The sequence below is a fragment of the Pseudochrobactrum sp. XF203 genome, assembly GCF_020341615.1.
Taxonomy (GTDB): domain Bacteria; phylum Pseudomonadota; class Alphaproteobacteria; order Rhizobiales; family Rhizobiaceae; genus Pseudochrobactrum; species Pseudochrobactrum saccharolyticum.
This window is the reverse complement of sequence record NZ_CP084392.1, coordinates 2,446,385-2,470,000: the sequence shown is the minus strand read 5'-3', so window position 1 is coordinate 2,470,000 and position 23,616 is coordinate 2,446,385. Positions and strand designations below refer to the sequence as shown.

The following is a 23,616-nucleotide window of genomic DNA, read 5'->3' as shown; positions in this document are numbered from 1 at the left end:
GACGAGCAAGCTTAAGCCGGTAGGTGTAGGCGTAGCGAAAGCGAGTCTGAACAGGGCGTTCAGTTCGTCGGATTAGACCCGAAACCGAGTGATCTAGCCATGAGCAGGTTGAAGGTTGGGTAACACCAACTGGAGGACCGAACCCATATCTGTTGCAATAGATTGGGATGACTTGTGGCTAGGGGTGAAAGGCCAATCAAACTCGGAGATAGCTGGTTCTCCGCGAAATCTATTTAGGTAGAGCGTTGGGCGAATACCTCAGGGGGTAGAGCACTGAATGGGTAATGGGGACTCACCGTCTTACTGATCTCAATCAAACTCCGAATACCTGAGAGTACTACCCAGCAGACACACGGCGGGTGCTAACGTCCGTCGTGAAGAGGGCAACAACCCTGACCACCATCTAAGGTCCCTAAGTTATGGCTAAGTGGGAAAGGATGTGAGGATCCCAAAACAACCAGGATGTTGGCTTAGAAGCAGCCATCATTTAAAGAAAGCGTAACAGCTCACTGGTCTAGATAAGGGTCTTTGCGCCGAAAATGTACCGGGGCTAAAGCCATACACCGAAGCTGTGGATGCACGTATGTGCGTGGTAGCGGAGCGTTCTGTAAGCCTGTGAAGGGATACTCGTGAGAGATCCTGGAGGTATCAGAAGTGAGAATGCTGACATGAGTAACGATAAAGAGTGTGAGAGACACTCTCGCCGAAAGTCCAAGGGTTCCTGCTTAAAGTTAATCTGAGCAGGGTTAGCCGGCCCCTAAGGCGAGGCCGAAAGGCGTAGTCGATGGGAACCACGTTAATATTCGTGGGCCTGTGGGTAGTGACGGATCGCGTGTGTTGTAAGGTCTTATTGGATTGATCTTGCAGCGAAGCGGTTCCAGGAAATAGCTCCCACATATAGACCGTACCCTAAACCGACACTGGTGGACTGGTAGAGTATACCAAGGCGCTTGAGAGAACTGCGTTGAAGGAACTCGGCAAATTGCACGCGTAACTTCGGAAGAAGCGTGACCCTTGTTTGCGCAAGCAGATGAGGGTGGCACAGACCAGGGGGTAGCGACTGTTTACCAAAAACACAGGGCTCTGCGAAGTCGCAAGACGACGTATAGGGTCTGACGCCTGCCCGGTGCTGGAAGGTTAAGAGGAGAGGTGCAAGCCTTGAATTGAAGCCCCAGTAAACGGCGGCCGTAACTATAACGGTCCTAAGGTAGCGAAATTCCTTGTCGGGTAAGTTCCGACCTGCACGAATGGCGTAACGACTTCCCCGCTGTCTCCAACGCAGACTCAGTGAAATTGAATTCCCCGTGAAGATGCGGGGTTCCTGCGGTTAGACGGAAAGACCCCGTGCACCTTTACTATAGCTTTACACTGGCATTTGTGGCGACATGTGTAGGATAGGTGGTAGACTTTGAAGCGGAGGCGCCAGCCTTCGTGGAGTCATCCTTGAAATACCACCCTTATCGTCATAGATGTCTAACTGCGACCCGTATATCCGGGTCCAGGACCGTGTATGGTGGGTAGTTTGACTGGGGCGGTCGCCTCCTAAAGAGTAACGGAGGCGCGCGATGGTGGGCTCAGAACGGTCGGAAATCGTTCGTCGAGTGCAATGGCATAAGCCCGCCTGACTGCAAGACAGACAAGTCGAGCAGAGACGAAAGTCGGTCATAGTGATCCGGTGGTCCCGTGTGGAAGGGCCATCGCTCAACGGATAAAAGGTACGCCGGGGATAACAGGCTGATGACCCCCAAGAGTCCATATCGACGGGGTTGTTTGGCACCTCGATGTCGACTCATCGCATCCTGGGGCTGGAGCAGGTCCCAAGGGTATGGCTGTTCGCCATTTAAAGCGGTACGTGAGTTGGGTTCAGAACGTCGTGAGACAGTTCGGTCCCTATCTGCCGTGGGTGTAGGAATATTGAAAGGATCTGTCCCTAGTACGAGAGGACCGGGATGGACGTATCTCTGGTGGATCTGTTGTCGTGCCAACGGCATAGCAGAGTAGCTATATACGGACTAGATAACCGCTGAAGGCATCTAAGCGGGAAACTAACCTTAAAACGAGTATTCCCTATCAGAGCCGTGGAAGACCACCACGTTGATAGGCCGGATGTGGAAGTGCAGTAATGCATGCAGCTGACCGGTACTAATAGCTCGATCGACTTGATTGTTCTCATTATCAATATCCATCAGCGACGACCAAGGGTCGTCGATGATAGGATTGTTTGCTCTCACGCCTAATTCACTTCGTGAATGGCTCCGAGAGGGCGCGGTACAAACCGCGACGGCCAGTCGGCCTTGCGAACACTGAGTGTTCGAGGCGCCACTGACTGAAAACAATGCACGAAAATCCCAGCTTCTTATTTGTTTCTGTGCCCTTTGCTGACCTGGTGGTTATGGCGGAGCGGCTGCACCCGATCCCATTCCGAACTCGGCCGTGAAACGCTCCAGCGCCGATGGTACTTTGTCTTAAGACACGGGAGAGTAGGTCGCTGCCAGGTCTGCAAAAGGCTCAGAAATAAAAACATCTCACAGTCAATAAAACCAATACTTCCAATACCGGCTCATAAATTACCCTGGCGCGGGGTGGAGCAGCCCGGTAGCTCGTCAGGCTCATAACCTGAAGGCCGCAGGTTCAAATCCTGCCCCCGCAACCAAATCCTCTCAAAACAATTAAAACCACGATCCAGACGCCATTCCTATAGGCGTGTCAATGCATTCGGGACCAGCCCGTTCGAGCTAAAATCGATAAGCAATCGATTTCTATACGCTCTCACCTCATCACGCTCATAACCTGAAGGCGGAGGAGGAAAAGCAAGTGATACAATATCAATTGCACGACGAACGGTTCAAATCCTGCCCCCGCAACCAAATAAAACTCGAAACTCTCAGTTAATTCAAACAGTTGGCTGAGGGTTCTTGTTTGCCAAAAAATACCAAAACACACCAAAATCTCGTTTTATAAGTTATATCAGTGCTTTAGCTAACACAGGTTCAAATCGTGGGTAACGGACCACGCAACCACATATAATACTTCATGACTGTGATGGCAGAAGCTACTAACTGTCGAACAGAAGCTGACGTGCTCGATTACTGCCTATAGTCTTAAAACTTGAACATACGAAATATCATTGCCATAGGCTGCATATCTTATTGGTATATAAACCTATGATAGGCGATTGCGAAATAACCAGGCAGCTAACGGTAGTGTGACAGCTGCGACACTAAGAAGTGGCAGGAAGTTGAAGACAACATCTGAGAATGTTGCGCCTTCCAGATAAACTCGCCGCACAAGATCTACGCCAAAACGTAGCGGGTTGATATATGTGATGATTTGCAGAATTTTTGGCATATTGCCTACAGGTGTCAGCAAGCCTGATAACAGCATAAGCGGCATGATAAGCATAAATGTGTAGAGCATGGCCTGCTGCATCGTAAGCGACACAGCAGATACGGATAAGCCAATACCTACAGATGCGAGTGTAAATATGGCTAGGCCTAAATAGAGCAACCACACTGAACCACTCATGGGAATTTGAAACCAGAAGCGGATAATCAGAAAGATGAGTGTGGACTGAATTATACCGACGAACATTGACGGCAAAGCCTTCCCAATAAGGATTTGTGAGGGCGTAAGCGGGGTGACAAGTAATTGGTCGAAAGTGCCTTGCTCGCGTTCACGGGCAACTGAAAGTGCGGCCAGCATGAGTGTTTGCATCATGCTGAGTGCTGCGATTAAAGCAGGCATCATATTCCAGCGGGATTCAAGATTTGGGTTGAACCAGGCGCGGGTTTCCACATTAACAGTAGGAGAGGCGCCGTGCGTTTTATTATAGGCGGCAAGCACTGCGCCAACATAAGCCGATGCTAAGCCTGCTGTGGAAGAGTTACGCCCGTCGAGTATGAGTTGCAATGGAGCTTGCATACCTGTTGCTAGACGTGCCTCAAAATCATCAGGAATGCTGACGACAAGCAATGCTTTGCCTGTGTCAATCTGTTCGGCGATCTGGCTGGATGAGGTTAGTGTTGCTGTTCGTATAAACACACCAGTGCCATCTAATCGTGCAAGGATTTCGGTTGATGCTGCACTACGGCTTTGGTCAAGAACAGCATAAGGCGCAAAGGTCAGATCGTAAGTTGCACCATAGCCGAATAAAAGCGCCTGTGTGATTGCTGGCATAAACAAAAGAGCGCGGTTCGCCGGGTCTTTGACAAGTGCAAGCATCTCTTTAAGTATGAGCGATGCAATCTGGCTGATGTAGATGAGTGCGCGGTGCATATTTAGTCCAGTTTTTTCGCAAGAGATCTGCGGGTAAGTGCAATCAGTATAATCGCATAGAGCGTAAGAATGGCGCAGCTTTGCAGAATGTCCGGCCAATAGTCACCTGCCATAAAAAGTGTCTTGATCAGCCCCATGAAATGAGTTGCAGGCAGGAGCTTGCTGATCATCTGAATGACAACTGGCATGTTGCGTAAATCGAAGACAAAGCCGGAGAGCATCATTGCAGGCATAAAGCTTGCCAGAAGTGCCATTTGACTTGCGGCGAATTGATTGCGCGTGTTCGCGGAAATAAAAAGGCCCAACCCCAATGATACCAACAGATAGAGCATTGAAGAGACGATGATGATCCAGAGTGATCCGCGCATTGGTACCTGAAAAAGATATTTCGCAGCAAGCAGACAAATGACAAGATCAACGGCACCGATAACGATGTATGGTGCTAGCTTCGATAACACCAGTTCAAGCGGACGAACTGGTGTTACAAACAAGGATTCCAATGTCCCTCGTTCCCATTCTCTGGCAACGAGTAATGAGGTGAGAAAAGCGCCTATCAGTGTCATGATAAGAACGATCAATCCCGGAACCAGATACCATGTACTTTCACCGGCTTCATTGAACCACATGCGCTGGACGATGGTGATATTAGCCGTGCCACTTTGTTTATTGCCAGTTTGGTCGTTGAGCTGCTGCGTGGGTATTGCAAGTGCGCCACTGACATAACCTTCGATTGCGGTAGCTGTATTGGTGTCAACGCCGTTAAGCAGTAATTGCACTTGCCCGTCACCAACGGCCAAACGCTGCGAGAAATTACTTGGTATGCGTAAAATGGCGTCAGTACGTCCCGCTCGCATCATCTGCTCTGCTTCTGTCATTGATGTAGTCATGTTTGGCAGAAGATAGGTGGAACCACTCAGACCGGTGATAAGGTTGCGCGCAGTGGGGTAACTATCTTCCAGCACAACCGTGACACGGGCATCTTTCACATCAAAAGACAGCCCGTAACCGAATAGCAGGATCAACACGACAGGCAATAACAACCCGACAATCAGATTGCTGCGGTCGCGCAACATTTGTCTGGTCTCTTTGCGGGTTAACGCGACAAGGCGGTTGATGAAGCCTGATGTGCTCATGTTATAGCCTGTTTTTGCTCGCGTTCTTGGCGGCCTTGCTCGACAATAGCGATGAAAGCACTGTTCATGTCGGTGCCTGATGAGCCTGCTTGTTTTCTGACCATCTTTGGTGTGCCCAGAGCCAGCATTTCACCCGCATCTTGAATGGCGATCCGGTCACAATATTCGGCTTCTTCCATGAAATGCGTGGTAATGATGATGGTCACGCCATCCTTAGCGAGTGACGTAATTGTGCGCCAAAACGCACGACGCGCTAGCGGGTCGATGCCGCTTGTCGGCTCATCAAGAAACAAAATATCGGGTTCGTGCAAAAGTCCGGTTGCCATGGCGAGACGCTGTTTGTATCCGGCAGGTAAAAGGCCGCTTTGAGCGGCTGGTTCAAGATCGAACTGTTCCAGCGATGCGGCAACGCGTGCCTTGAGGGCTTTACCGATGAGGCCATAGGCTCCGCCAAAAAATTCAAGGTTCTCGCGGACAGAAAGATTACCGTAGAGTGCAAATTTCTGGGAAACATAACCTATGCGTTCTCGTGCTTTGGCACGTGCATTACGTAGATTAAGGCCAGCGACTTCCAAATGTCCGCTCGTTGCAGGGAGCAAGCCGCAAAGCATGCGGAATGTTGTGGTCTTGCCTGCACCATTGGGACCCAGAAGCCCGAATATCTCTCCCTGAGCAACGTCGAAAGACGTACTGGCTACGGCAGTGAAATCGCCGAATTTGCGTACGAGATCACGCACAACGATGACCGGTTTGTCTTTAGTGATAGGTGGCTTTGCAGTGTTGGTTTTTACTGCCGGATTTGATGTAAGCCCGGTTTTCTTTTGTTCTTGCTGGCGCAAAAGTATCATAAAAGCATCTTCCAACTGCTCTTCGCGCGGCTCCACAGCATAGTTGGCAAGCAGCTCCGTCAGATGCCTTTCGTCGATATTTTCCTGTTGGATGAAGTTGACATTACCGCCCTTTGGGACGGCATCGACAATGAGATGGGGTGCATCAAGCAAATGTGCCTGAAGCTCACGCGCAGGTGTTCCTTCCGGCAATGTTGCAACAAAAGTTAAGTTTTTGGCACGTTTTTTGAGGTTTCGCGGCGTGCCATCAGCTAGCAAAGTACCTTTGTTCAGGACAAAAACCTGAGCGCAACGTTCTGCCTCATCCATATAGGCTGTGCTTACAATAACGCTGAGCTTTTCGTTGTCTATCAGCTGCTGCACTATTTGCCAAAGATCGCGCCGCGACAATGGATCAACACCAACGCTTGGTTCATCTAAAAGCAGCAAATCCGGTGAACGGACCAGCGTACAGGCCAGGCCGAGTTTTTGTTTCATCCCGCCGGAAAGTTTACCAGCAAGACGTTGTGTGAACCGTGTCATATCGGTCATTTCCAACATGCGGGTAAAGCGCTCTTTACGTATTTGTTGGGGTACGCCATGTAAATCAGCGTAAAGGTCAAGATTTTCCTGTACAGAAAGATCTTCATATAACCCAAAGCGTTGCGGCATATAGCTGATGCGGTCTTGTACCTGCTGCGGGTTTGCTGCAACGTCTATTCCAAGCACTGTAAGCGAACCTGCATCAGGTTTTAGCAATCCTGCGATCATCCGCATTAATGTGGTTTTGCCCGCTCCGTCAGGGCCGACAAGCGCGGTCAATTCTCCGGCGCGAACACTGAGCGATATATTATCGATAGCGGTGAATGGATTGCCGTCAGCGCCGTTGAAGTGCTTACTCAAATCCTTTGCACTGACCGTTGCACCGTCATGGCTCATTTTGTATTTCCTGTGTTATGGACACAGTTACCGGCTGACCAAGACGCAAGATGTCGTTTGGATCATCTACAGTAATTCGAACCTCATAAACGAGGCTGGTGCGTAATTCTTCCGTTTGTACTGATTTCGGCGTGAATTCTGCGACTGATGAGATATATCCAACCTTGCCTTTGATGACGTGAGTTTCAGAGCCGTCAGTGGTGATATCGGCAGCCATTCCGGGTTTGATCCTGTCGAGATCGGGTTCATTTATATAAACACGAACCCATTTCGGGTCTGTCAGAGCCAGTGCAAAAATAGGCGATGAAGCGGTGATCATATCTCCGGGTTCACGCAAACGAGAGCGTATAACAGCATCGACAGGTGCTTTGAGTTGTCCCTGATCGATTTGGTGGCGTAGCAGCGCAAGGCTGGCTTGTGCTGATTTAACTTGCGCTTCAGCAGCAGCAATATCTTCAATACGTGCGCCAGCTGTTATCAGTTGCAAGGCAGCATGAAGTTGCTCGACACGGGCATGGGCAGCAGCTGCTTCTGATTGTGCCTGATCAACGGCCTGGACACTTGACGTGCCGCTACTACGAAGTCGCGTGATGCGTGAGAGGTTCTGATCTGAAAGGGATGCTGTCGCTTCAGCGGAAGCAAGCTGCGCTTTTGCCTGTGTAACCTCTTCCGGCCGTGAACCGTTGCGCATTTTAAGTAAAGCTTGTTTGTGTATTTCGACATTGGCTTCTGCTTGTTCAGCCTGAAGTTCCAAAGCGCGTGTATCCAGCAAGCCAAGAATTTGTCCGGCCTTTACTTTATCGCCTTCCTCGCTTCGCAATTGCGCAATACGCCCGTTACCGTCAAAGGCAAGTGAGATTTGACGGATGTCGACATTGCCCTGCAGATTTAACGGAACTGTATTGGTGGTTTTATTGTTGTAAAGCCACCACCCGCCACCTGCGATAATGATGGCAGTTAGTATGGATAGCACTAATTTTTTGTTCATGAAGGTGGCTTTCCAAACTGTAATTTATCCATTAGACTAAATTTAATTTAAAGTTAATCTAGTGGATAAAAATAAACGTTGTCCAGTGGGTAGATTTGTCGCAGGAAAATGATGGGTTGAAAACACCTATGGTGCTTCTTATTCATCGGACGCAGCACTCGTCCGCAGCCAGTATGATTTATATTGTGCGTGATTAAGAGTGGTCATAATGCATAGCTTGGCTTAATGCAGGCCGACATAAAGCTAATTTAAAATTGAATTCAGCTTTGGCTTTCTTACGAAGTTGAGACCGTATAAAATTTATGAGGCATTAGATTGATGAGCAAAACTTCACGTGTGCTGCGAACTGACGGTGAGGCAACTTACAATCGTATTTTGGATGTTGCAGGTTGTTTGTTCGCCTCGGCCGGCTTTGCTGAAACAACGAATAAGATGATAGCAACACAAGCAGAAGTTGATCTTGCTTCGATTAATTATCATTTTGGCAGCCGCAATGGTTTGTATCAGGCAGTCTTGGTGGAAGCCCATCAGCGTTTACTCAGCATTGAACGTTTGCAGCAGCTTATTTCAACACCTTTGCCTGCGCGCGATAAGCTCAGACAACTGATACAGCATTTGGTTCAAAGTACTATTGGCGAGCAGGGCTGGCACGCAACGGTTTTAAGTCGAGAGTTTTTGGCACCGTCCTCCCATTTGCAATCACTGCAACAAACTGAAATTCCTGCGAAACTACCGTTTATTCTCAACATTTTGAGTGAAATTACATCTATCCCTGTAGAAGAGCCGGCTTTACTGCGCTGTCTTGTCAGTGTAGTAGCGCCTTGTGCGATGTTGCTGGTTGTAGGGCCGAATGTCTCTCCCATCGCAGCTGAAATTCATCGTATGTCGCAGCAGGATTTAATTGAGCATCTTTATAACTTTGCAATCGGCGGGTTAGAGGCCGTGGGAAATAGCAGGTTAACCTGCTGAAAATTAAGATCTATGATGCTTTGTATATATTACAGGCTTTTTAACCGCGTCTCCACCTCGTATATGTTGCTAAATAATTTGATTGCGTCCCATTTAGAAACAGTTTTCAAGTTCTGACGATTGTAGATGTGCGCACCAGCGAGTGCTTGGGCTTCATTGTCTATAAGTGACTGAATGCTGGTGACGTGCTCCCCGATTTTAATCCGCGGGAAACTGGAATTTTCCGGTTTTAAGTCTCAGAGCGGCTGGAGCGCCAATGAGCTATTCATGAACGAAATCGGCACTTTGTAACCAATCGCGCGTGTGGCCGGAATTCATTATAGTCTCTACGCCAATCCTCCATTTTTAAGCGCGCGTCGTCAAGGCTCTGAAATAGGTCAAAACACTGGATTAGCCTTTAGTAAAAGCCAGTGGGTTTAATCTGGTGACAGGCTCTTGGCTTTGCAACTTTGAATATGTGATATCTTTAAGTAATGACGAAAAGCGACAATTGACGATTTTGGTGGTCAGTTTACTTTAGAACACAAAGACGGCTTGCCGTCCTCCAGAGCCTTATTGTGATGAAGCCGGTTCAAGTGGTAACAAGAGCTGATTGCGAGTGTTTCCGTGTTGGTGCTGGGGATTGAGGACTACATCATGTATAAAATATTATATTATACCGTCGCACTGATTTTCTTACCGTCAAGTGTAATGGCCGGAAATCCTTCAGAAAACGTGAAGAAACGCGTGTTAACCGAGTTTGCAGACAGAAGCGGTGTTTCGGTTGATGATTTGCAACTTGTGCTCGTCGATTGTGAATTAAATCAGCGCAATATGAATCTATGTGCTTTTCAGCGTGCTATTCAGGCGGAATTGTTGCTGGGTGATGCGATCAAAATGACTGGTGCTAAGACAGATAGCGACTTTGCTGCGTGGAAGAAACAGCTGCAGGCTCGCTGTCATGCGGATGCTGATAAAGAAACTGGGGGTGGCGCAATCTTACCGAAGATAATTTCTGAATGCAAAGAACTAGCTATGTTGGCAAAGCGCTATACGATTTTGGGGGCAGAAAGCTTTCCGCCGCCACCGCAGCCGCCACATAAATGGGATTAATATCTGATTTTGGGTTTGATTATACGTAGTTTTTTGATCTTATGCTTTTTTACATTGCCAAGCTTCGCTGATGATCCGCTGCCCTAAAGCTGCAAAATGGAAACCGTAATCGCTATGCCCCAAATGGGGGGTATAAGATTGCGTAAGGGGCAGTCTTTTTGCAAGAGAGCCCAAGTGGAGAAAACTGTGAGCGTGACACGCAATGATGGCAGACTATTCAATAGTGGATCATAGCGAATTAGAGCACTAAGCATATATGCGCTGAAAGTGGTTTGGGTGCGCGAAACCTTGCCGATTATTCACTGCCGTCTTGATGACTTGCTGTATAGGCAGGGACAAGATGGCAACGGCCGCCTAATCCCGGCTGATGCGATCTAGCAAGATATGGCAACCGCACAGTCATCCATAGTTGATTATCAGGCGGTGCAATATTGCGATAACTCACTGCATTTATGGCTGCAAATAACAGATTTTGCATTTACCTGTCAGGATATCACGCTTGGGCTTCAACAAACTGCGGATGATCTTGACGTGGCCTTGCTAAAACTTGAATTTCATCAGGTGGTCAGTGTCGGCATCTTAAGTAAATGACGTATGGTCATTTGCTCTGATGCGGATGTGCCAGAAGGCAGATAGTCTACTTTCTGACACATCAGAATATGGCGGAGAGCCTTAACGCTTAACCACTTCGCTATCTTCATGGACAATGCGGTAGTTGTCTTGCAGGTCGAGAACATAAGTGAAATTAGAGGTTCCGCTGGATTGTTTGTTGCGGTCGGGACTAGACACAGTGTAATCATAAAGACCATAGACTGCACAAAGGCCATTTTCACATTTTGCTCTCAGCGAGCTTTCATCGACGACAAAACGTCTGACCGGCCAGCGGCTGAAATAGCTATTTTTATCCTGCAAAATTTCTGCTTTAGGGCGCCGTTTTTTGAAGTAATCGACAGTATCGGCGTAATATTCATTCACGAATGCCATCGCATCATCATTATTGGCACTGCCGGTCTGGATCATGAGGGCCGCAACATTCATGGCCTTATTCTCATCATTCATTGCCGGCATGGCGCTTGGCGCATTGTGCTGTTGCTGAGGATTGGCATTGGCATCACTCGGGCGGGCGGCTTGTTGCGGTGCCTGAGCCGGATTGGCCGGACTAACATGACTTGGTACAGTAACATTGCCGGTATTGGGCTGGACCGGCTGCACTGAGGCAACTTGGGTTTCACCGGTGCGGTTGATACCGTATTTCACCACTTCCTGCGGGCTGAAATAATACATATCCTTGGCTGGTGTGCTGAACATAATGCCCAGCACATCGGCTGATACGCCATATTTTGGCAAAGTCGCCACAATATCCGATACGCCAAATTGCGCTTGTTCGCCGCTGAGTTCCGGTGCGGAAATCTGGTGAACGCCAAGACGGCCATCGGCAACACGGTTTTTGCCGGCAAAGAACACAAAGGAACAGGCTGAAGCGCAATATGAATCCGGCGGAATATAAGTATTCATGCCCCGCTCATAGACTTCTTCCGCGATAACCAGCCCGATATGAACCAGACCACCTGGATTGTTGCTCAAAATAAGCGTGTTGACAGCAGGGTTCTCGCGCAGTGCTTTTTTAAGGTTGAGCAGGTCATTTGCGCCCACCTGACCGGTATAAATGAGAAGCTCAGGCTTATCTGGAAAGAAGAAAAACGGCCCGTAGCGCTCGAAATTGGCTTCTTGCTGTTGTGGTGCCTGTGCACTGACCACGGCAGTGCCGGAGAGTGAGAAGGCGAGGCAGGCACTCGCTAATAATGACTTGTAATTGATCATGAACCCTGTTGCCCCCCTATTATTCCAATCCATTCGGAAAAGGCTCGATCGCATCGGCCTGTACCCAGCCTTGCGGACAAGATGAAATTTCACCGTTCTTAAACTGCTTACAATTTTCCATAGTCGTGCGGTAAGGCTCCGGCAATGGTGCAGAGACGCGGCATAAAACATCCACTCCGTCGCATTTGCCAAATCTATCAATCGGCATTGCCATGATGAAATATTCAGCGTCTGAAATGCCGGTTTTGGCTGTTGCCTTGATGCAAACGAGCTGATCCTTGGCCAAAGTGGCGACGACATTCTGATCGCTGCCGCCTGCGCGCGCGGTGAGCTTGGCGGGCCCGCCATAAATAGCGCCATAATAAGGTGCAACCGCACAATCGCTGTGAATGGTGACCTCGTAATTTCCGGCGGTACAGTTGAGGCTTTTATCATCGCTGCATTGAATGCCGGATTGCTCCAGCAATTCGCTGAGTTTGGCGCCTTCCAGATCGCCTTCTGCTGCGCTCGCCATCGCAGATAATGGCTGCGACAGGCTTAAGGCTGCAACGAGCATTAGACCTGACAAAATTTTAGAAGTGAATCTATTGCTCATAATTGGCATGCCTTTTTCTTATCAAATCCATCGAGAGCCAACAAAAGTGCCTTGCCAAATTGCATAGCATTGACGTCGCATCCTGCGACAGCAACCATTGCGCCGCCTTTGTCTTCATCGGTGATTTCACCATGAACAAAGGTTTGAAGCGACGCAGAATTTGTTCCATTGACCTGTAAAGCCTGAAAGCGCAACGGATCCGCTTTGCCGCTATCAATTAGGATCACTTTGCCTGTGGCTTGGGGAAGAAAATCGGCCAGATAAATGGTACAGCCTGTATTCGCTTCCGTTACTGCGCATAGGCTCGCATAATTCTGAAACAGATAATCCGGCATCAGCGTAAAAGCATTGCGGGTGACCTGACGGCTTTCCTCGTTGTCCGGCACAAAAACCGCCTGCTCAATGAGCTGATCGCGCAGTTTAAGCCCCTGTGCAGGTGTGATGACTTGTTCCGGTACGGATAGTGGTTTGGATTTTTCAGGGAGCAGCGTGCCCAGAAGTTTTCCAAGCTCAGGCTTGTCGACAGCAGCTTCTCTTAAGGTTTTGAGGGCATCGGCACCGGGTTGCCCCCATTTCATTAGCTGCTTGACACTATGTTCGGTAAAGCGCGCATCTCCCGTCAAGGCCATGGTCACCTGCTGCTGTGCGGCAACTCGTAGCGGCGAGAGCGCATCCGTCAAAGCCAGAGCAAAAATGCAGTAAACCGGAAGCGCCATGACAAGATTGATGCAGCGTAAACGCTGTGCCCATGCCGCGCCGCCGGTTAGCGCCCACAGATAGGCAAAACCGTAGGTAAGCCCGATGACTGTCAGGTAAATGAATGTGACATCAACCGGCACCAGCCCGAAACTTTGATAATCACCATAAAGCAGCCATGCGGTCCGGAAACCGAAAGCCAAAACTGCAATCACTGCAATTTTGCCCAGCTTGTCATAACCACCCTGCAGTCGTTCTGTTTCTTTACGTTCAGCAATGATGGTAGCAATAATTGACCAGCTGAGCATTGCCCATAGAGTGAGGCTGATCGAAAATTGGGAGTCACTGTCCGATTCAGTGCCAAAAAACACGATCAGCATCATCATTGCCATGAGTGGTAACAATAACTGCGGCCCTACCAGATGCGCAATGAAGCGCGATCTTGGCGATATAAAAGATGGCTCAAGCCGATCTGTTAATATGGCAACCACACCGGCGATCGCACCGCCAATGAGCCATGGAACAAAACGCATCAGTTCCGGATCGACAATATCTGAGCTGATGCCTGAAGCGGTTGAATAAATCGCAACCCAAAACAGGCTGGCAAGCGCTCCGAAGACGCGCCAGCAAATATTCCATGCAGACTGATAGACGATTGTATACTCAAAATGACGGGTCTGCGCATAAGAAACCCAAAAAGGCAGCGGCAGTAAAATGATCATCAAAAGCGGTGTGGCTACCACTGTTTGCTCGGTAAATTCACCTGTCAGAATACCGTTGGATGCAAAATAGGCAAAAGCCGCAATGAGTAAGCCGTTGAGAACAGCGCCCGCAATGACCCATGACAGGCGTATTAATCCGGCAATACCAAGAATAGTTACTGCTGCTGCACCAATGCCGTAGCCGGTAATATTGCTCAAGCTTTGATCAGCTATAAAACTACTGACATCCAGAAAACCAAAAATGGTACCAAGCACGAGACTGGCTAACAGAATTAAGACAGACTTTTGCATAAGTATCCTTGATTCGTTATTTCAAAATGCAAATGCTTAATGTATACGCCCTATGTGTCAATCTTAAGCACACTAACTCAAGTATATAAGTTTCTTTATTTTGTGGTTTATTTTCATGAGAAATAAAAGCCTTTTTACTTCCTTTTTAACACTGTTGGCACTCGGCGGCGGGCTAGCAATGGTTGATACGGCACCTGCATTCGCTGCGCCTGATTGCTCGGGTGAAACATTTATTTCCTGTAATGTTGCCAAGAATAAGCATCTCCAAATTTGCATCGAGCCGGCGAATGGTGATGCAGAACCGAAATTTACCTATCAATTTACCGAAAAGGGCAAAGACGGGCTCTCGTTGAGTGAGGTTTTTTCTGCCAAAAGGGTATCGCCTTGGAAAGGTGTTGGCAGAGCCATTAATTCAACTGTTACCTTTAATAATGAGGGCTACAAATATCAGGTGTGGCAGAGTTTCGACCGGCTTGATGAAGAGGCTGAGCTGGAAGCAGGTGTTCACATCTCCAAAGGGGACGAGGATATCGCGACCTTCACTTGTCAGCGTGATGGACAAACCAAAATTGCCCCGCTATTCGCGCTTGAAGATGCCATGGAGCAAGCTGGTTGGTGCTATGATTCAGGCAAATTTGAATGGCTGCGCTGTGAGAATAAAAGCCAATAATACTTACACGATACTATAATTTTATCATTGAAAGCTATTGCAGGGTGCTTTACGCAGGCCAGCAGCTTTTATTCGGCTATTTATTGTGGGAGAATTTCTATGTTCTATTCAAGTGTAACAAACACGCTATTTGCGGCCGCCTTATGCGCGACTGTGTTTGTGCCAAGTGCTGTTATGGCGCAGGAAAAAGAAAATATGGCAAAAATCGCCGAGTTTGGCGGCGCGATGCATGCCATGGCTGAAGAATGTGGTAGTTATTCTGCTGATCAGCTGAAAGAAATGAAGGCAGGACAGCAATCTGCATCTTCCGCTGGCGGACTTTCATCAGCAGAGTTCGACACAATTTTTACCAAAGGCTATGAAGAAACCAAAGCTAAAATTGCTGCAGGCAGTGCAAGTCAGAAGCAGACCATGTGCGAACAGATGAAAAAAATGCAGAACTAAACTCTGCGCATATAAAATTTCGTGCTTGTGGCTCTCCTATAGGAGAGCCTGTGCGTATCTTGATCAAAAAGTCTATCGTGGTAGTCAGCGCAAATAGGTGAGTAATGGCTTAAGATTTTATAACATTTAAAAGATTTGTTTTAATGAAATTGTTACCCTTTATTGGGTTGTCGTCCTTGGTTAATCTATTCTCGATTTCCAATGTATTCGCACAGGCTGAAATGGTTTCGGCTACGCCGCCGTTGGCTGTTTATGATGGAAAATATGTCTATGATGAAGTGGATGGCACGCGTTTTCTGAACCATCCTCAGGTGCGCGCTGCTATTGAAGCCGCAGTGCCGACTGGGGACGTGCGCGGTATTCTTTATACGGAAGTGCGGACGTCACACCGATCATGAAGGTGGGTGAAAAAGCTTTTTCACTTGTGATGATGTGTCCATCCGAAGCTTCGGAAATTGAGGTGAGTTTCGGTGATTGGCCTATTGGCTCCATTCCGGGCTAAAAATTTTTCCTCAATTGTCAGGCCCTATATTTGCAAAAGAATAAGCATTCATATTTCAGCTTCATATCTTAGGGTGTCTTGCTGGTGCGCGATCTCGCTTATATGATCTGTCTGGTGTTGTAATGATGCAAATTCATGGATTTTGGGTACACATTCACTTGAAATGATAGGTTCAGCTGGCGCGAAACTGCAAATATGACAAGCGGCGCTACAAACACGCAATCGCATCGAGATTATGTTCGGCCGCCTCAAGGACTGGCGGCGCGTTGCAAAGCGATCCACCGATGTCCGGAGACTTTCCTCTCAGCCATCCTTATCGCCGCAACCGTCATCTTCTCGCTTTGAAACTCAATGTGTCTGGAACCTAATAGGTAAGGCTTAAATTTCAATTGAGAATAAATGTCGGTATCGGTGGCTGCGCGCCCCCGCAACCAAATCCCCTCAAAACAATTAAGCCACGATCCAGACGCCATTCCAATAGGCGCGTCAATGCATCCTGGAGCAGCCCGTTCGAGCTAAAATCGATAGGCAATCGATTTCTATACGCTCTCACCCACGCTCATAACCTGAAGCAGGAGGAGGAAAAGCAAGTGATACAATATCAATTGCACGACGAACGGCACAAAGCCAAACCCGAAACTAAATCTTCCAATAAAACATCCCAAGCCCCGGCAGAAATGCGCGGGGCCTTTTTGTGTTTAAAACATGCAAGAGGAGGGGAGGTGTGGTTGGTTTAGTAGCTGCTTTGCAGGTTGTTTAATGCTCATGACTGATCCTGCGGCATTACAGGCAGATAATCCCTCTTGAGCTGTGAAGGTGAGTGGCTTATGCCTGAGTGCAAAGACACATAAGCGGGAATGAAATTTATGCAAGCCGTTGATAAATCAGCAATTGATACCGTGCTGCTGAGCCTCTCCGAACAATATAAAGGACCGGGAGGCGTCGCTGCAGTTCTCAAAGATGGTGAGGTTATAGCGAAGCAGGTTTGGGGCTATTCTGATCTGGAGAAAAGGGTGCCGATGAGTGCGGCGACCATGATGCCGATCTGCTCCGTCAGCAAAGAATTTACCTGCGCAGCTTTGTTGGATATCTTTGGTGAAGCCTCTGTTCTTGATGATGCGCTTGCTAGCTATCTGCCTGACTTTGAAGGCAAACGCCCTGCGATTGCTGATTTATGCAACAATCAGTCCGGCCTGCGGGATTACTGGGCGCTGACAGTGATCAGTGGTGCCGATCCGGAAGGTGTTTTTACGGCAGATGATGCACGTCAGCTTCTTGGAAAAATCCGGACAACCCATTTTGAAACCGGTACACATTATTCCTATAATAACGGCAATTTCCGTCTGCTGTCTTTTTTGATTGAAGAGAAAACCGGTCGTTCACTGGATGAACTTCTGCGTGAGCGTATTTTCCTGCCTGCAGGCATGAAAACTGCCGGACTTTTCCCTGACACATCTGTGACGCCTGGCGATGCAATCGGTTATGAGGGCAATATTGTCTCCGGTTTTACACCGGCAGTGAATAATATTCACTGGAGCGGGGATGCAGGCGTTTGCGCCTCTCTGGATGATATGATTGCGTGGGATCAGTTTATTGATGCAACGCGTGGTGATGAAAACGGTATTTATAACCGTTTGTCCCGTCCGCAATTTTACACGGATGGTAAACCGGCTTGTTACGGCTATGGCCTTAACCATGTCAATTTCGACAATGTTAAAATTACCGGTCATGGCGGTGCGCTGCGCGGCTGGCGCTGCCAGCGGTTCCATGCGGCTGATGCACGTGTATCTGTTATTGTGATGTTTAATCATCAGGCCAGCGCCTATGGTGCAGCTGAGCAGTTGATGCGTGCTGCTTTAGGCATCCCTAAAGCGAAAACTGAAGTTCTGCCTGTCGATGCAGGTTGGTATGGAAATTATTTTGATTCAGCCACGAAACTGAGTCTTAGCCTTACACCGGCTGTCGGCGGGCAGGTTCATGCGCGGTTTGGTACATCACCTGAAATGATGGATATGCAGGCCGATGGCAGTTTGCAATCTTCGGGAATGGTTTTGCAGCGTAAAGGTGATGAGATTGCTCTCCGTCGCGATGGGGAAAACCTCTCCGCAAAATTACATCGTGTTTCCGGAAACGGGCGGCAAGATATTGCCGGACGCTATCATTGTGCGGAAATGGATGCTGATTTTGTCTGTGAAATTGCAGGCACTGCCGCCTATGCAGCATTTGAAGGCTTTTTAGGTAAAGGGCCAATGCAACCGCTTTATGCGATTGCTGAAGATATCTGGCTTTTGCCATGTCAGCGCGGAATGGATGCTCCGGCACCGGGTGACTGGACTGTGGTGGCCGAACGAGATGCGTCCGGTGCGATCTCGGGGCTGACAATCGGCTGCTGGCTTGCCCGCGGCATAATCTATAAAAAAGTCTGATATTGATACCCCGCCGGATCATTCCGGCGGGGTTTTTACTTGTTAATTCTTGATAATATTATGTGTATCACTTTCGGAAGCAATTTTAAAAAAAGCATTGATGAGTGTGCCATTGCTGCGTTCCTGAAGGCAGATCAGTGTTTCATCCATCAGCTCTTCACGCGTATTGATCGAAAGCGGATGCAAGCGGCTGTCATTGCTGAATTCGGCTAATGAAACAAAACCGATACCGGCACCGCCTGCAACAATCTCACGAACAGCTTCGCGTCCTTCTGCCTCAATAGCAGGTTTCAGCACGACATTTTTCTCAAGCGCGAGATCTTCCAGTTTCTGACGTGTTTTCGAGCCTTTTTCACGGAAGACCAGCGGCCATTGCAGCAGTTCTGCGAGATCAATATTAGAAAAACGGCTGAGCGGATGATCTCTGGCGACAAAGGCGATGATCGGCGAAGAGTTCAGCTTATGGATGAGAAAGTCCCTTGCTTTGGGTACTTCGCCCAATACGCCGATATCCGCTTCATAGCGATAGAGGCTCGAGATAACTTCCTCACTATTGCCGGTTTGCACGCTGATTTGTACCGAGGGATATTTCTCCCGAAAGGCGCCAAGAATACCGAGAATATGGTGTGCTGCATCGGCCATAATACGCAATTTACCCGCACGCAGCACCCGCGATTCTGACAAGAAATCCAGTGCCTGTTGTTCCACTTCGAAGAGCCGGTGCGTGATCTCCAGCAGTTTTACACCGGCATCGGTAAGGCTGACTTGTTTCTTATGACGGTTGAACAGCAGAACATCATATTCTTCCTCCAGCTTGCGCACCTGATCGGAAATAGCAGGCTGTGTCAGACATAAAGCTTCCGCCGCGCGGGAAAATCCGCCGGAAATTGCCACATAATGAAACGCCCGTAACTGAACATAGCGCATGGATTTCTCCTGATGCCGAGTGTTTTCTGACTGTAAAACGAACTCTAACACAGAGGAATTCCGGCACAAGTTATATCTGCAAAACTTATAGTTTGATTTGAAATAACGATTTTACAAATAATTACCTTTGCCTGAGGATGAAGCAAATCCGCATTTTGCACAGCATCCGGAGGGACAGGAAATGCAATCAGCCGGTGAAAAACGACCGCAGGCACAAGCAGATATGCTTCCGCACTGGAAAGCCAATCAGTTTCTGGCACCGGCATTGGGAGAACCCTATTTGCTGACACCGGGGCCATTGACCACCGATTATGCGGTGAAGCAGGCGATGTTGCGGGACTGGGGCTCATGGGACGGTGATTTTCGGGCAATGACAGCTGAAATGCGTGAGCGTTTGCTGCGTGTTGCCGGTGATGACAAGCATGAATTTGATTGTGTGCCGATACAGGGCAGCGGTTCCTTTGCGGTTGAGGCCATGCTCGGGACATTTCTCCCGAAAGACAGTAAAATTCTGGTGCTGATGAACGGGGCTTACGGGCAGCGTATTGTGCAGACACTGAATTATCTGGGGCGTGCTCATAGTAAAATTGACAAGGGAGACTATCTCCCGCCGCGTGCCGATGAGGTTGCGCAGGCGCTGGATGCCGATCCGGCAATCACCCATGTGATTGTGGTGCATTGCGAAACCAGCTCCGGCATCCTCAATCCGGTCGCGGAAATCTCAGAAGTTGTTTATGCAAAGGGGCGCAAGCTGCTTGTCGACAGTATGAGTGCTTTCGGCGCGGTTGATCTGAGTGTGAATAAAATCCGCTATGAAGCCATGGTCTCCTCGGCCAATAAATGCATCGAAGGTGTGCCCGGTTTCGGCTTTGTGATTGCCCGCAAAAGCGTGCTTGAAGCCGCCAAAGGCAACTGCCATTCTCTGAGCCTCGACATATATGAGCAATGGGCAACGATGAATAAAACCGGTCAGTGGCGCTACACGCCGCCGACCCATGTGGTTGCTGCGTTTCTGGTTGCCTTGCGGATGCATGAAGCCGAAGGCGGTGCTGAAGGACGCTTGGCGCGTTATACCAATAATCGTGATGTGATGGTGGAGGGGATGCGCCAGCTGGGTTTTGAAACACTGCTGCGTGATCGCTGGCTGTCGCCGATCATCGTAACCTTCTTCAATCCTGCTCATCCGAAATTCGAGTTTTCCCGCTTCTATGATCTGATGAAGGATAAAGGCTTCATCATTTATCCGGGTAAGCTGACCGTTGTCGACAGTTTCCGTGTCGGCTGCATCGGGCGCATGGACGCCAATATCATGCGGCAGGTTGTTGCTGCCGCCGCAGACAGCCTGACAGAAATGGGTGTGGACACAGCTGCCCCGCCAGCCGCCGCACTGGATGAACGCGCCAAGCTCGCAGCCTGAGTTTTAAATTTAAAACAGCAGGTTAGCGTAATGCCGCCTGCGGAGGATAATGAAGTGAACAAGATGACCAAGGTAACCGTAACCGTGAACGGCCGTGATTATAACTGGCCGAATGTCCCCGCTATCGCGATCTGCCTTGACGGGTGCGAACCGGCTTATCTGGATGAGGCAATTGCTGCGGGGCTGATGCCGACACTGAAACGCATTAAAGAAACCGGCACGGTACGTACAGCCCATAGTGTTATTCCGAGTTTTACCAATCCGAATAATCTTTCCATCGCCACAGGGCGCCCGCCTGCAGTGCACGGCATTTGCGGAAACTATCTCTATGATCGTGAAACTGGTACGGAAGTGATGATGAATGATGTGCGTTTTCTGCGTGCGCCGACCATTTTCAAAGGCTTCTATGATGCCGGTGCGAAAGTCGCGGTTGTGACTGCCAAAGACAAGCTGCGGGCTTTGCTGGGGGCAGGTCTGCAATTCGGAGATAATCGCGCGATTTGTTTTTCGGCAGAGCGTTCCGATACGACAACGAAAGCGGAAAACGGCATTGATAATGCATCACAATGGCTGGGTATGCCGGTGCCGGAGGTCTATTCCGCAGAGCTTTCAGAATTTGTGTTCGCTGCCGGTGTGAAGCTGCTCAAAACTTTCCGGCCTGATGTGATGTATCTGACCACAACAGACTACGTGCAGCATAAATATGCACCGGGTGTGCCGCAGGCCAATGCGTTTTATGAAATGTTCGACAAATATCTGGCCGAGCTGGACGCTTTAGGTGCGGCCATTGTGGTGACGGCAGATCACGGCATGAAGCCGAAACATAAGGCTGATGGCTCACCGGATGTGGTCTATGTGCAGGACGTTCTTGACGACTGGCTGGGCAAGGATGCTGCACGGGTTATTCTCCCGATTACAGATCCTTATGTGGTGCATCACGGCGCGCTTGGTTCTTTTGCAACGGCCTATCTGCCGGATGGTACGGATATCAGCGATATTATGAAGCGGCTGGCGGCCATTGAAGGCATTGATGTGGTGCTGAACAATGCTGATGCTGCTGAGCGTTTTGAACTGCCTCAAGACCGTATCGGCGATATTGTTCTGGTGTCATCGGAGAATAAAGCCATCGGCACCAGTGAGCATCGCCATGATCTTGCAGCATTGAATGAGCCTCTGCGCTCGCATGGCGGGCTGACAGAACAGGCCGTGCCTTTCATTGTGAACCGTCAGATGCCGGACCTGCCGGAAGCACCGGTTCTGCGTAATTTTGATGCGTTTTTCTATGCGGTTACAGCTGCGGTAGCTCAGTCGTAAATTGAGGAAAACATTCCCCCGTGCCGGTAAACCGGTCTCTGATTTTAAAATCAGACCGGTTTCCGGTGGGGTGAATTGAAGGGAGAGCCTTTGTGGTGAAGCCGGAAACAATCATTAAAACCAGACATGAGCCTATGCGGATCGCCGGTAAAAAGGTCGATGCGGATGCCGTTTTTGATGTGCATTATCCTTACACAAATGCGGTCATCGGCACGGTTCCGGCAGGGCGAGCTGAACATGCCCGCGAGGCTTTCAGAATTGCCGCAGCCTATAAGCCGAAGCTCACACGCTATGAACGGCAGAAAATCCTGCTGCGCACTGCTGAATTGCTGGTGTCACGCAAAGAGGAAATGGCTGATCTGATTACTTCGGAACTGGGCATCTCCAAGATGGATTCCTATTACGAAGTCGGCCGTGCCTATGACGTATTTACGCTTGCAGGGCAGATGTGCCTGCATGATGACGGTGAGATATTCTCCTGTGATCTGACACCGCACGGTAAAGCCCGTAAGATTTTCACGTTTCGTGAGCCATTACGTGCGATTTCGGCAATCACACCGTTCAATCATCCGCTGAATATGGTTTCGCATAAAGTGGCACCGGCGATTGCCACCAATAATTGCGTGGTGGTAAAGCCGACCGAGCTGACACCGATGACCGCATTGCTGCTGTGCGATATTATGTATGAAGCCGGATTGCCGCCGGAAATGCTGTCGGTAGTGACAGGTCTGCCGAAAGATATCGGCTCGGAAATGATTACCAATCCGGATATTGATCTGATTACCTTTACCGGCGGTGTTCCTGTGGGCAAAATGATTGCCAATACTGCGGGCTATAAACGCACAGTACTGGAACTCGGCGGTAATGATCCGCTGATTATTCTCAATGATCTGAGTGACGATGATCTGGCAAAAGCGGCCGATCTTGCTGTGGCGGGGGCGACGAAAAACTCCGGTCAGCGCTGCACGGCCGTGAAACGTATCCTGTGTCAGGAAGGCGTGGCCGACCGTTTTGTACCGATGGTGCTGGAACGGGCAAAGAAAATACGCTTTGGTGATCCGATGGACCCGAAAACAGAACTGGGTACCGTCGTCCATGAACAGGCTGCCGCACGGTTTGAAAAACTGGTCTATATGGCAGCCGAGCAGGGGGCAAAAATTCTCTATGATCCGGGTCGTCAGGGCGCTTTACTGCCACCGATTGTGGTTGACGAAGTGCCACACAGCTCGGAGCTGGTGATGCAGGAAACTTTCGGGCCGGTTATTCCGATTATTCGCGCGCCGGATGATGATGATGCGCTGATTGCGTTGTCTAACTCGACAGATTTTGGCTTGTCATCCGGTGTCTGCACCAACGATTACCGGCGTATGCAGAAATACATCCGCGGGCTCAATGTCGGTACGGTCAATATCTGGGAAGTGCCGGGTTACCGTATCGAGATGTCGCCTTTCGGCGGGATTAAAGATTCCGGCAATGGTTATAAAGAAGGTGTGATTGAAGCGATGAAAAGCTTCACCAATGTCAAAACCTTCTCACTGCCATGGGATTGAGACGCGGGAGAAGGACTT

The 23,616-nt window shown here is 49.1% G+C and carries 18 protein-coding genes, 1 tRNA gene, 2 rRNA genes and 2 pseudogenes (1 of these 23 running past the window's edge); 14 read left to right on the top strand and 9 right to left on the bottom strand.

What is annotated here, in order from left to right:
* The 3 genes from LDL70_RS11260 to LDL70_RS11250 all read left to right on the top strand — a co-directional run.
* Window positions 1-2,167, top strand: a 23S ribosomal RNA gene (locus LDL70_RS11260); it begins 640 nt to the left of the window's first position.
* Window positions 2,168-2,382: 215 nt separating this feature from the next.
* Window positions 2,383-2,497, top strand: a 5S ribosomal RNA gene (rrf, locus tag LDL70_RS11255).
* Window positions 2,498-2,576: 79 nt separating this feature from the next.
* Window positions 2,577-2,653, top strand: a tRNA-Met gene (locus LDL70_RS11250).
* A gap of 509 nt (window positions 2,654-3,162) precedes the next feature.
* Here LDL70_RS11250 and LDL70_RS11245 read toward each other — a convergent pair.
* The 4 genes from LDL70_RS11245 to LDL70_RS11230 are packed head-to-tail and all read right to left on the bottom strand — an operon-like array spanning window position 3,163 to window position 8,162.
* On the bottom strand, window positions 3,163-4,275 hold the full coding sequence (locus LDL70_RS11245; RefSeq protein WP_225685078.1) for an ABC transporter permease: 1,113 nt from the start codon (window positions 4,273-4,275) through the stop codon (window positions 3,163-3,165).
* Window positions 4,276-4,277: 2 nt separating this feature from the next.
* Window positions 4,278-5,408, bottom strand: coding sequence for an ABC transporter permease (locus LDL70_RS11240; RefSeq protein ID WP_225685077.1), 1,131 nt, complete (start codon window positions 5,406-5,408; stop codon window positions 4,278-4,280).
* Window positions 5,405-7,174 (bottom strand): ATP-binding cassette domain-containing protein, encoded by a 1,770-nt coding sequence (locus LDL70_RS11235; RefSeq protein ID WP_225685076.1) that lies wholly within the window; start codon window positions 7,172-7,174, stop codon window positions 5,405-5,407. The genes LDL70_RS11240 and LDL70_RS11235 overlap by 4 nt, the downstream gene beginning before the upstream one ends.
* Window positions 7,164-8,162, bottom strand: a complete 999-nt coding sequence (locus LDL70_RS11230) for an HlyD family efflux transporter periplasmic adaptor subunit (RefSeq protein WP_225685075.1) — start codon at window positions 8,160-8,162, stop codon at window positions 7,164-7,166. Before LDL70_RS11230 ends, LDL70_RS11235 begins: the two co-directional genes overlap by 11 nt.
* A gap of 318 nt (window positions 8,163-8,480) precedes the next feature.
* On the opposite strand from LDL70_RS11230, the gene LDL70_RS11225 reads away from it, so the two are divergent.
* Complete coding sequence (locus tag LDL70_RS11225) at window positions 8,481-9,131, top strand: TetR/AcrR family transcriptional regulator (RefSeq protein ID WP_225685074.1); 651 nt, start codon at window positions 8,481-8,483, stop codon at window positions 9,129-9,131.
* Between the two features lie 236 nt (window positions 9,132-9,367).
* Here LDL70_RS11225 and LDL70_RS11220 read toward each other — a convergent pair.
* Window positions 9,368-9,504 (bottom strand): annotated as a pseudogene (locus tag LDL70_RS11220) (integrase core domain-containing protein); the annotation flags it as partial.
* 263 nt (window positions 9,505-9,767) lie between these two features.
* On the opposite strand from LDL70_RS11220, the gene LDL70_RS11215 reads away from it, so the two are divergent.
* Both LDL70_RS11215 and LDL70_RS11210 read left to right on the top strand, forming a co-directional pair.
* Window positions 9,768-10,223: a hypothetical protein gene (locus LDL70_RS11215; RefSeq protein ID WP_225685073.1), complete on the top strand. Its 456-nt coding sequence runs from the start codon at window positions 9,768-9,770 to the stop codon at window positions 10,221-10,223.
* 384 nt (window positions 10,224-10,607) lie between these two features.
* Window positions 10,608-10,814 carry a hypothetical protein gene (locus tag LDL70_RS11210; RefSeq protein WP_225685072.1) on the top strand — a complete coding sequence of 69 codons (207 nt, stop codon included), beginning with the start codon at window positions 10,608-10,610 and terminating at the stop codon, window positions 10,812-10,814.
* A gap of 81 nt (window positions 10,815-10,895) precedes the next feature.
* On the opposite strand, the gene LDL70_RS11205 is transcribed toward LDL70_RS11210, so the two are convergent.
* From LDL70_RS11205 to LDL70_RS11195, 3 genes are read right to left on the bottom strand one after another with little or no spacing between them, the layout of a single operon-like run.
* Entirely contained in the window at window positions 10,896-12,044 is a 1,149-nt protein-coding gene (locus LDL70_RS11205) for a hypothetical protein (protein WP_225685071.1), read from the bottom strand.
* Window positions 12,045-12,063: 19 nt separating this feature from the next.
* Window positions 12,064-12,639 carry a hypothetical protein gene (locus LDL70_RS11200; protein WP_225685070.1) on the bottom strand — a complete coding sequence of 192 codons (576 nt, stop codon included), beginning with the start codon at window positions 12,637-12,639 and terminating at the stop codon, window positions 12,064-12,066.
* On the bottom strand, window positions 12,636-14,348 hold the full coding sequence (locus LDL70_RS11195; protein WP_225685069.1) for a hypothetical protein: 1,713 nt from the start codon (window positions 14,346-14,348) through the stop codon (window positions 12,636-12,638). Before LDL70_RS11195 ends, LDL70_RS11200 begins: the two co-directional genes overlap by 4 nt.
* Before the next feature lie 115 nt (window positions 14,349-14,463).
* Between LDL70_RS11195 and LDL70_RS11190 the strand changes: the two genes are divergently transcribed.
* The 5 genes and pseudogenes from LDL70_RS11190 (at window position 14,464) to LDL70_RS11170 (ending at window position 18,390) form a co-directional block, all read left to right on the top strand.
* Window positions 14,464-15,018, top strand: a complete 555-nt coding sequence (locus tag LDL70_RS11190; RefSeq protein WP_225685068.1) for a hypothetical protein — start codon at window positions 14,464-14,466, stop codon at window positions 15,016-15,018.
* Window positions 15,019-15,045: 27 nt separating this feature from the next.
* Window positions 15,046-15,462 carry a hypothetical protein gene (locus LDL70_RS11185; RefSeq protein WP_225685067.1) on the top strand — a complete coding sequence of 139 codons (417 nt, stop codon included), beginning with the start codon at window positions 15,046-15,048 and terminating at the stop codon, window positions 15,460-15,462.
* Window positions 15,463-15,638: 176 nt separating this feature from the next.
* A complete protein-coding gene (locus LDL70_RS11180) occupies window positions 15,639-15,860 on the top strand; it encodes a hypothetical protein (RefSeq protein WP_225685066.1) in 222 nt (73 codons plus the stop codon).
* A 295-nt stretch (window positions 15,861-16,155) separates the two neighbouring features.
* A pseudogene (locus LDL70_RS11175) lies at window positions 16,156-16,309 on the top strand (transposase); the annotation flags it as partial.
* Between the two features lie 521 nt (window positions 16,310-16,830).
* The gene (locus LDL70_RS11170) at window positions 16,831-18,390 is read left to right on the top strand and encodes a D-aminopeptidase (protein ID WP_225685065.1); all 1,560 of its coding nucleotides are present in this window, start codon (window positions 16,831-16,833) and stop codon (window positions 18,388-18,390) included.
* A gap of 42 nt (window positions 18,391-18,432) precedes the next feature.
* On the opposite strand, the gene LDL70_RS11165 is transcribed toward LDL70_RS11170, so the two are convergent.
* Complete coding sequence (locus LDL70_RS11165; RefSeq protein ID WP_075655878.1) at window positions 18,433-19,317, bottom strand: LysR substrate-binding domain-containing protein; 885 nt, start codon at window positions 19,315-19,317, stop codon at window positions 18,433-18,435.
* 223 nt (window positions 19,318-19,540) lie between these two features.
* Between LDL70_RS11165 and LDL70_RS11160 the strand changes: the two genes are divergently transcribed.
* From LDL70_RS11160 to phnY, 3 genes are all read left to right on the top strand, one after another.
* Window positions 19,541-20,734 carry a 2-aminoethylphosphonate--pyruvate transaminase gene (locus LDL70_RS11160; RefSeq protein WP_122010165.1) on the top strand — a complete coding sequence of 398 codons (1,194 nt, stop codon included), beginning with the start codon at window positions 19,541-19,543 and terminating at the stop codon, window positions 20,732-20,734.
* A gap of 54 nt (window positions 20,735-20,788) precedes the next feature.
* Window positions 20,789-22,048 carry a phosphonoacetate hydrolase gene (phnA, locus tag LDL70_RS11155; RefSeq protein ID WP_075656346.1) on the top strand — a complete coding sequence of 420 codons (1,260 nt, stop codon included), beginning with the start codon at window positions 20,789-20,791 and terminating at the stop codon, window positions 22,046-22,048.
* A 92-nt stretch (window positions 22,049-22,140) separates the two neighbouring features.
* Window positions 22,141-23,598 carry a phosphonoacetaldehyde dehydrogenase gene (gene phnY, locus LDL70_RS11150; RefSeq protein ID WP_225685064.1) on the top strand — a complete coding sequence of 486 codons (1,458 nt, stop codon included), beginning with the start codon at window positions 22,141-22,143 and terminating at the stop codon, window positions 23,596-23,598.
* Window positions 23,599-23,616 lie beyond the last annotated feature (18 nt).

Coding starts and splice junctions, on each gene's coding strand:
- LDL70_RS11235 (WP_225685076.1), bottom strand. CDS start 7,174: ATGAGCCATGACGGTGCAACGGTCAGTGCAAAGGATTTGAGTAAGCAC.
- LDL70_RS11215 (WP_225685073.1), top strand. CDS start 9,768: ATGTATAAAATATTATATTATACCGTCGCACTGATTTTCTTACCGTCA.
- LDL70_RS11165 (WP_075655878.1), bottom strand. CDS start 19,317: ATGCGCTATGTTCAGTTACGGGCGTTTCATTATGTGGCAATTTCCGGC.
- LDL70_RS11190 (WP_225685068.1), top strand. CDS start 14,464: ATGAGAAATAAAAGCCTTTTTACTTCCTTTTTAACACTGTTGGCACTC.
- LDL70_RS11200 (WP_225685070.1), bottom strand. CDS start 12,639: ATGAGCAATAGATTCACTTCTAAAATTTTGTCAGGTCTAATGCTCGTT.
- LDL70_RS11245 (WP_225685078.1), bottom strand. CDS start 4,275: ATGCACCGCGCACTCATCTACATCAGCCAGATTGCATCGCTCATACTT.
- LDL70_RS11170 (WP_225685065.1), top strand. CDS start 16,831: ATGCAAGCCGTTGATAAATCAGCAATTGATACCGTGCTGCTGAGCCTC.
- LDL70_RS11195 (WP_225685069.1), bottom strand. CDS start 14,348: ATGCAAAAGTCTGTCTTAATTCTGTTAGCCAGTCTCGTGCTTGGTACC.
- LDL70_RS11225 (WP_225685074.1), top strand. CDS start 8,481: ATGAGCAAAACTTCACGTGTGCTGCGAACTGACGGTGAGGCAACTTAC.
- LDL70_RS11205 (WP_225685071.1), bottom strand. CDS start 12,044: ATGATCAATTACAAGTCATTATTAGCGAGTGCCTGCCTCGCCTTCTCA.
- LDL70_RS11230 (WP_225685075.1), bottom strand. CDS start 8,162: ATGAACAAAAAATTAGTGCTATCCATACTAACTGCCATCATTATCGCA.
- LDL70_RS11240 (WP_225685077.1), bottom strand. CDS start 5,408: ATGAGCACATCAGGCTTCATCAACCGCCTTGTCGCGTTAACCCGCAAA.
- LDL70_RS11160 (WP_122010165.1), top strand. CDS start 19,541: ATGCTTCCGCACTGGAAAGCCAATCAGTTTCTGGCACCGGCATTGGGA.
- LDL70_RS11210 (WP_225685072.1), top strand. CDS start 10,608: ATGGCAACCGCACAGTCATCCATAGTTGATTATCAGGCGGTGCAATAT.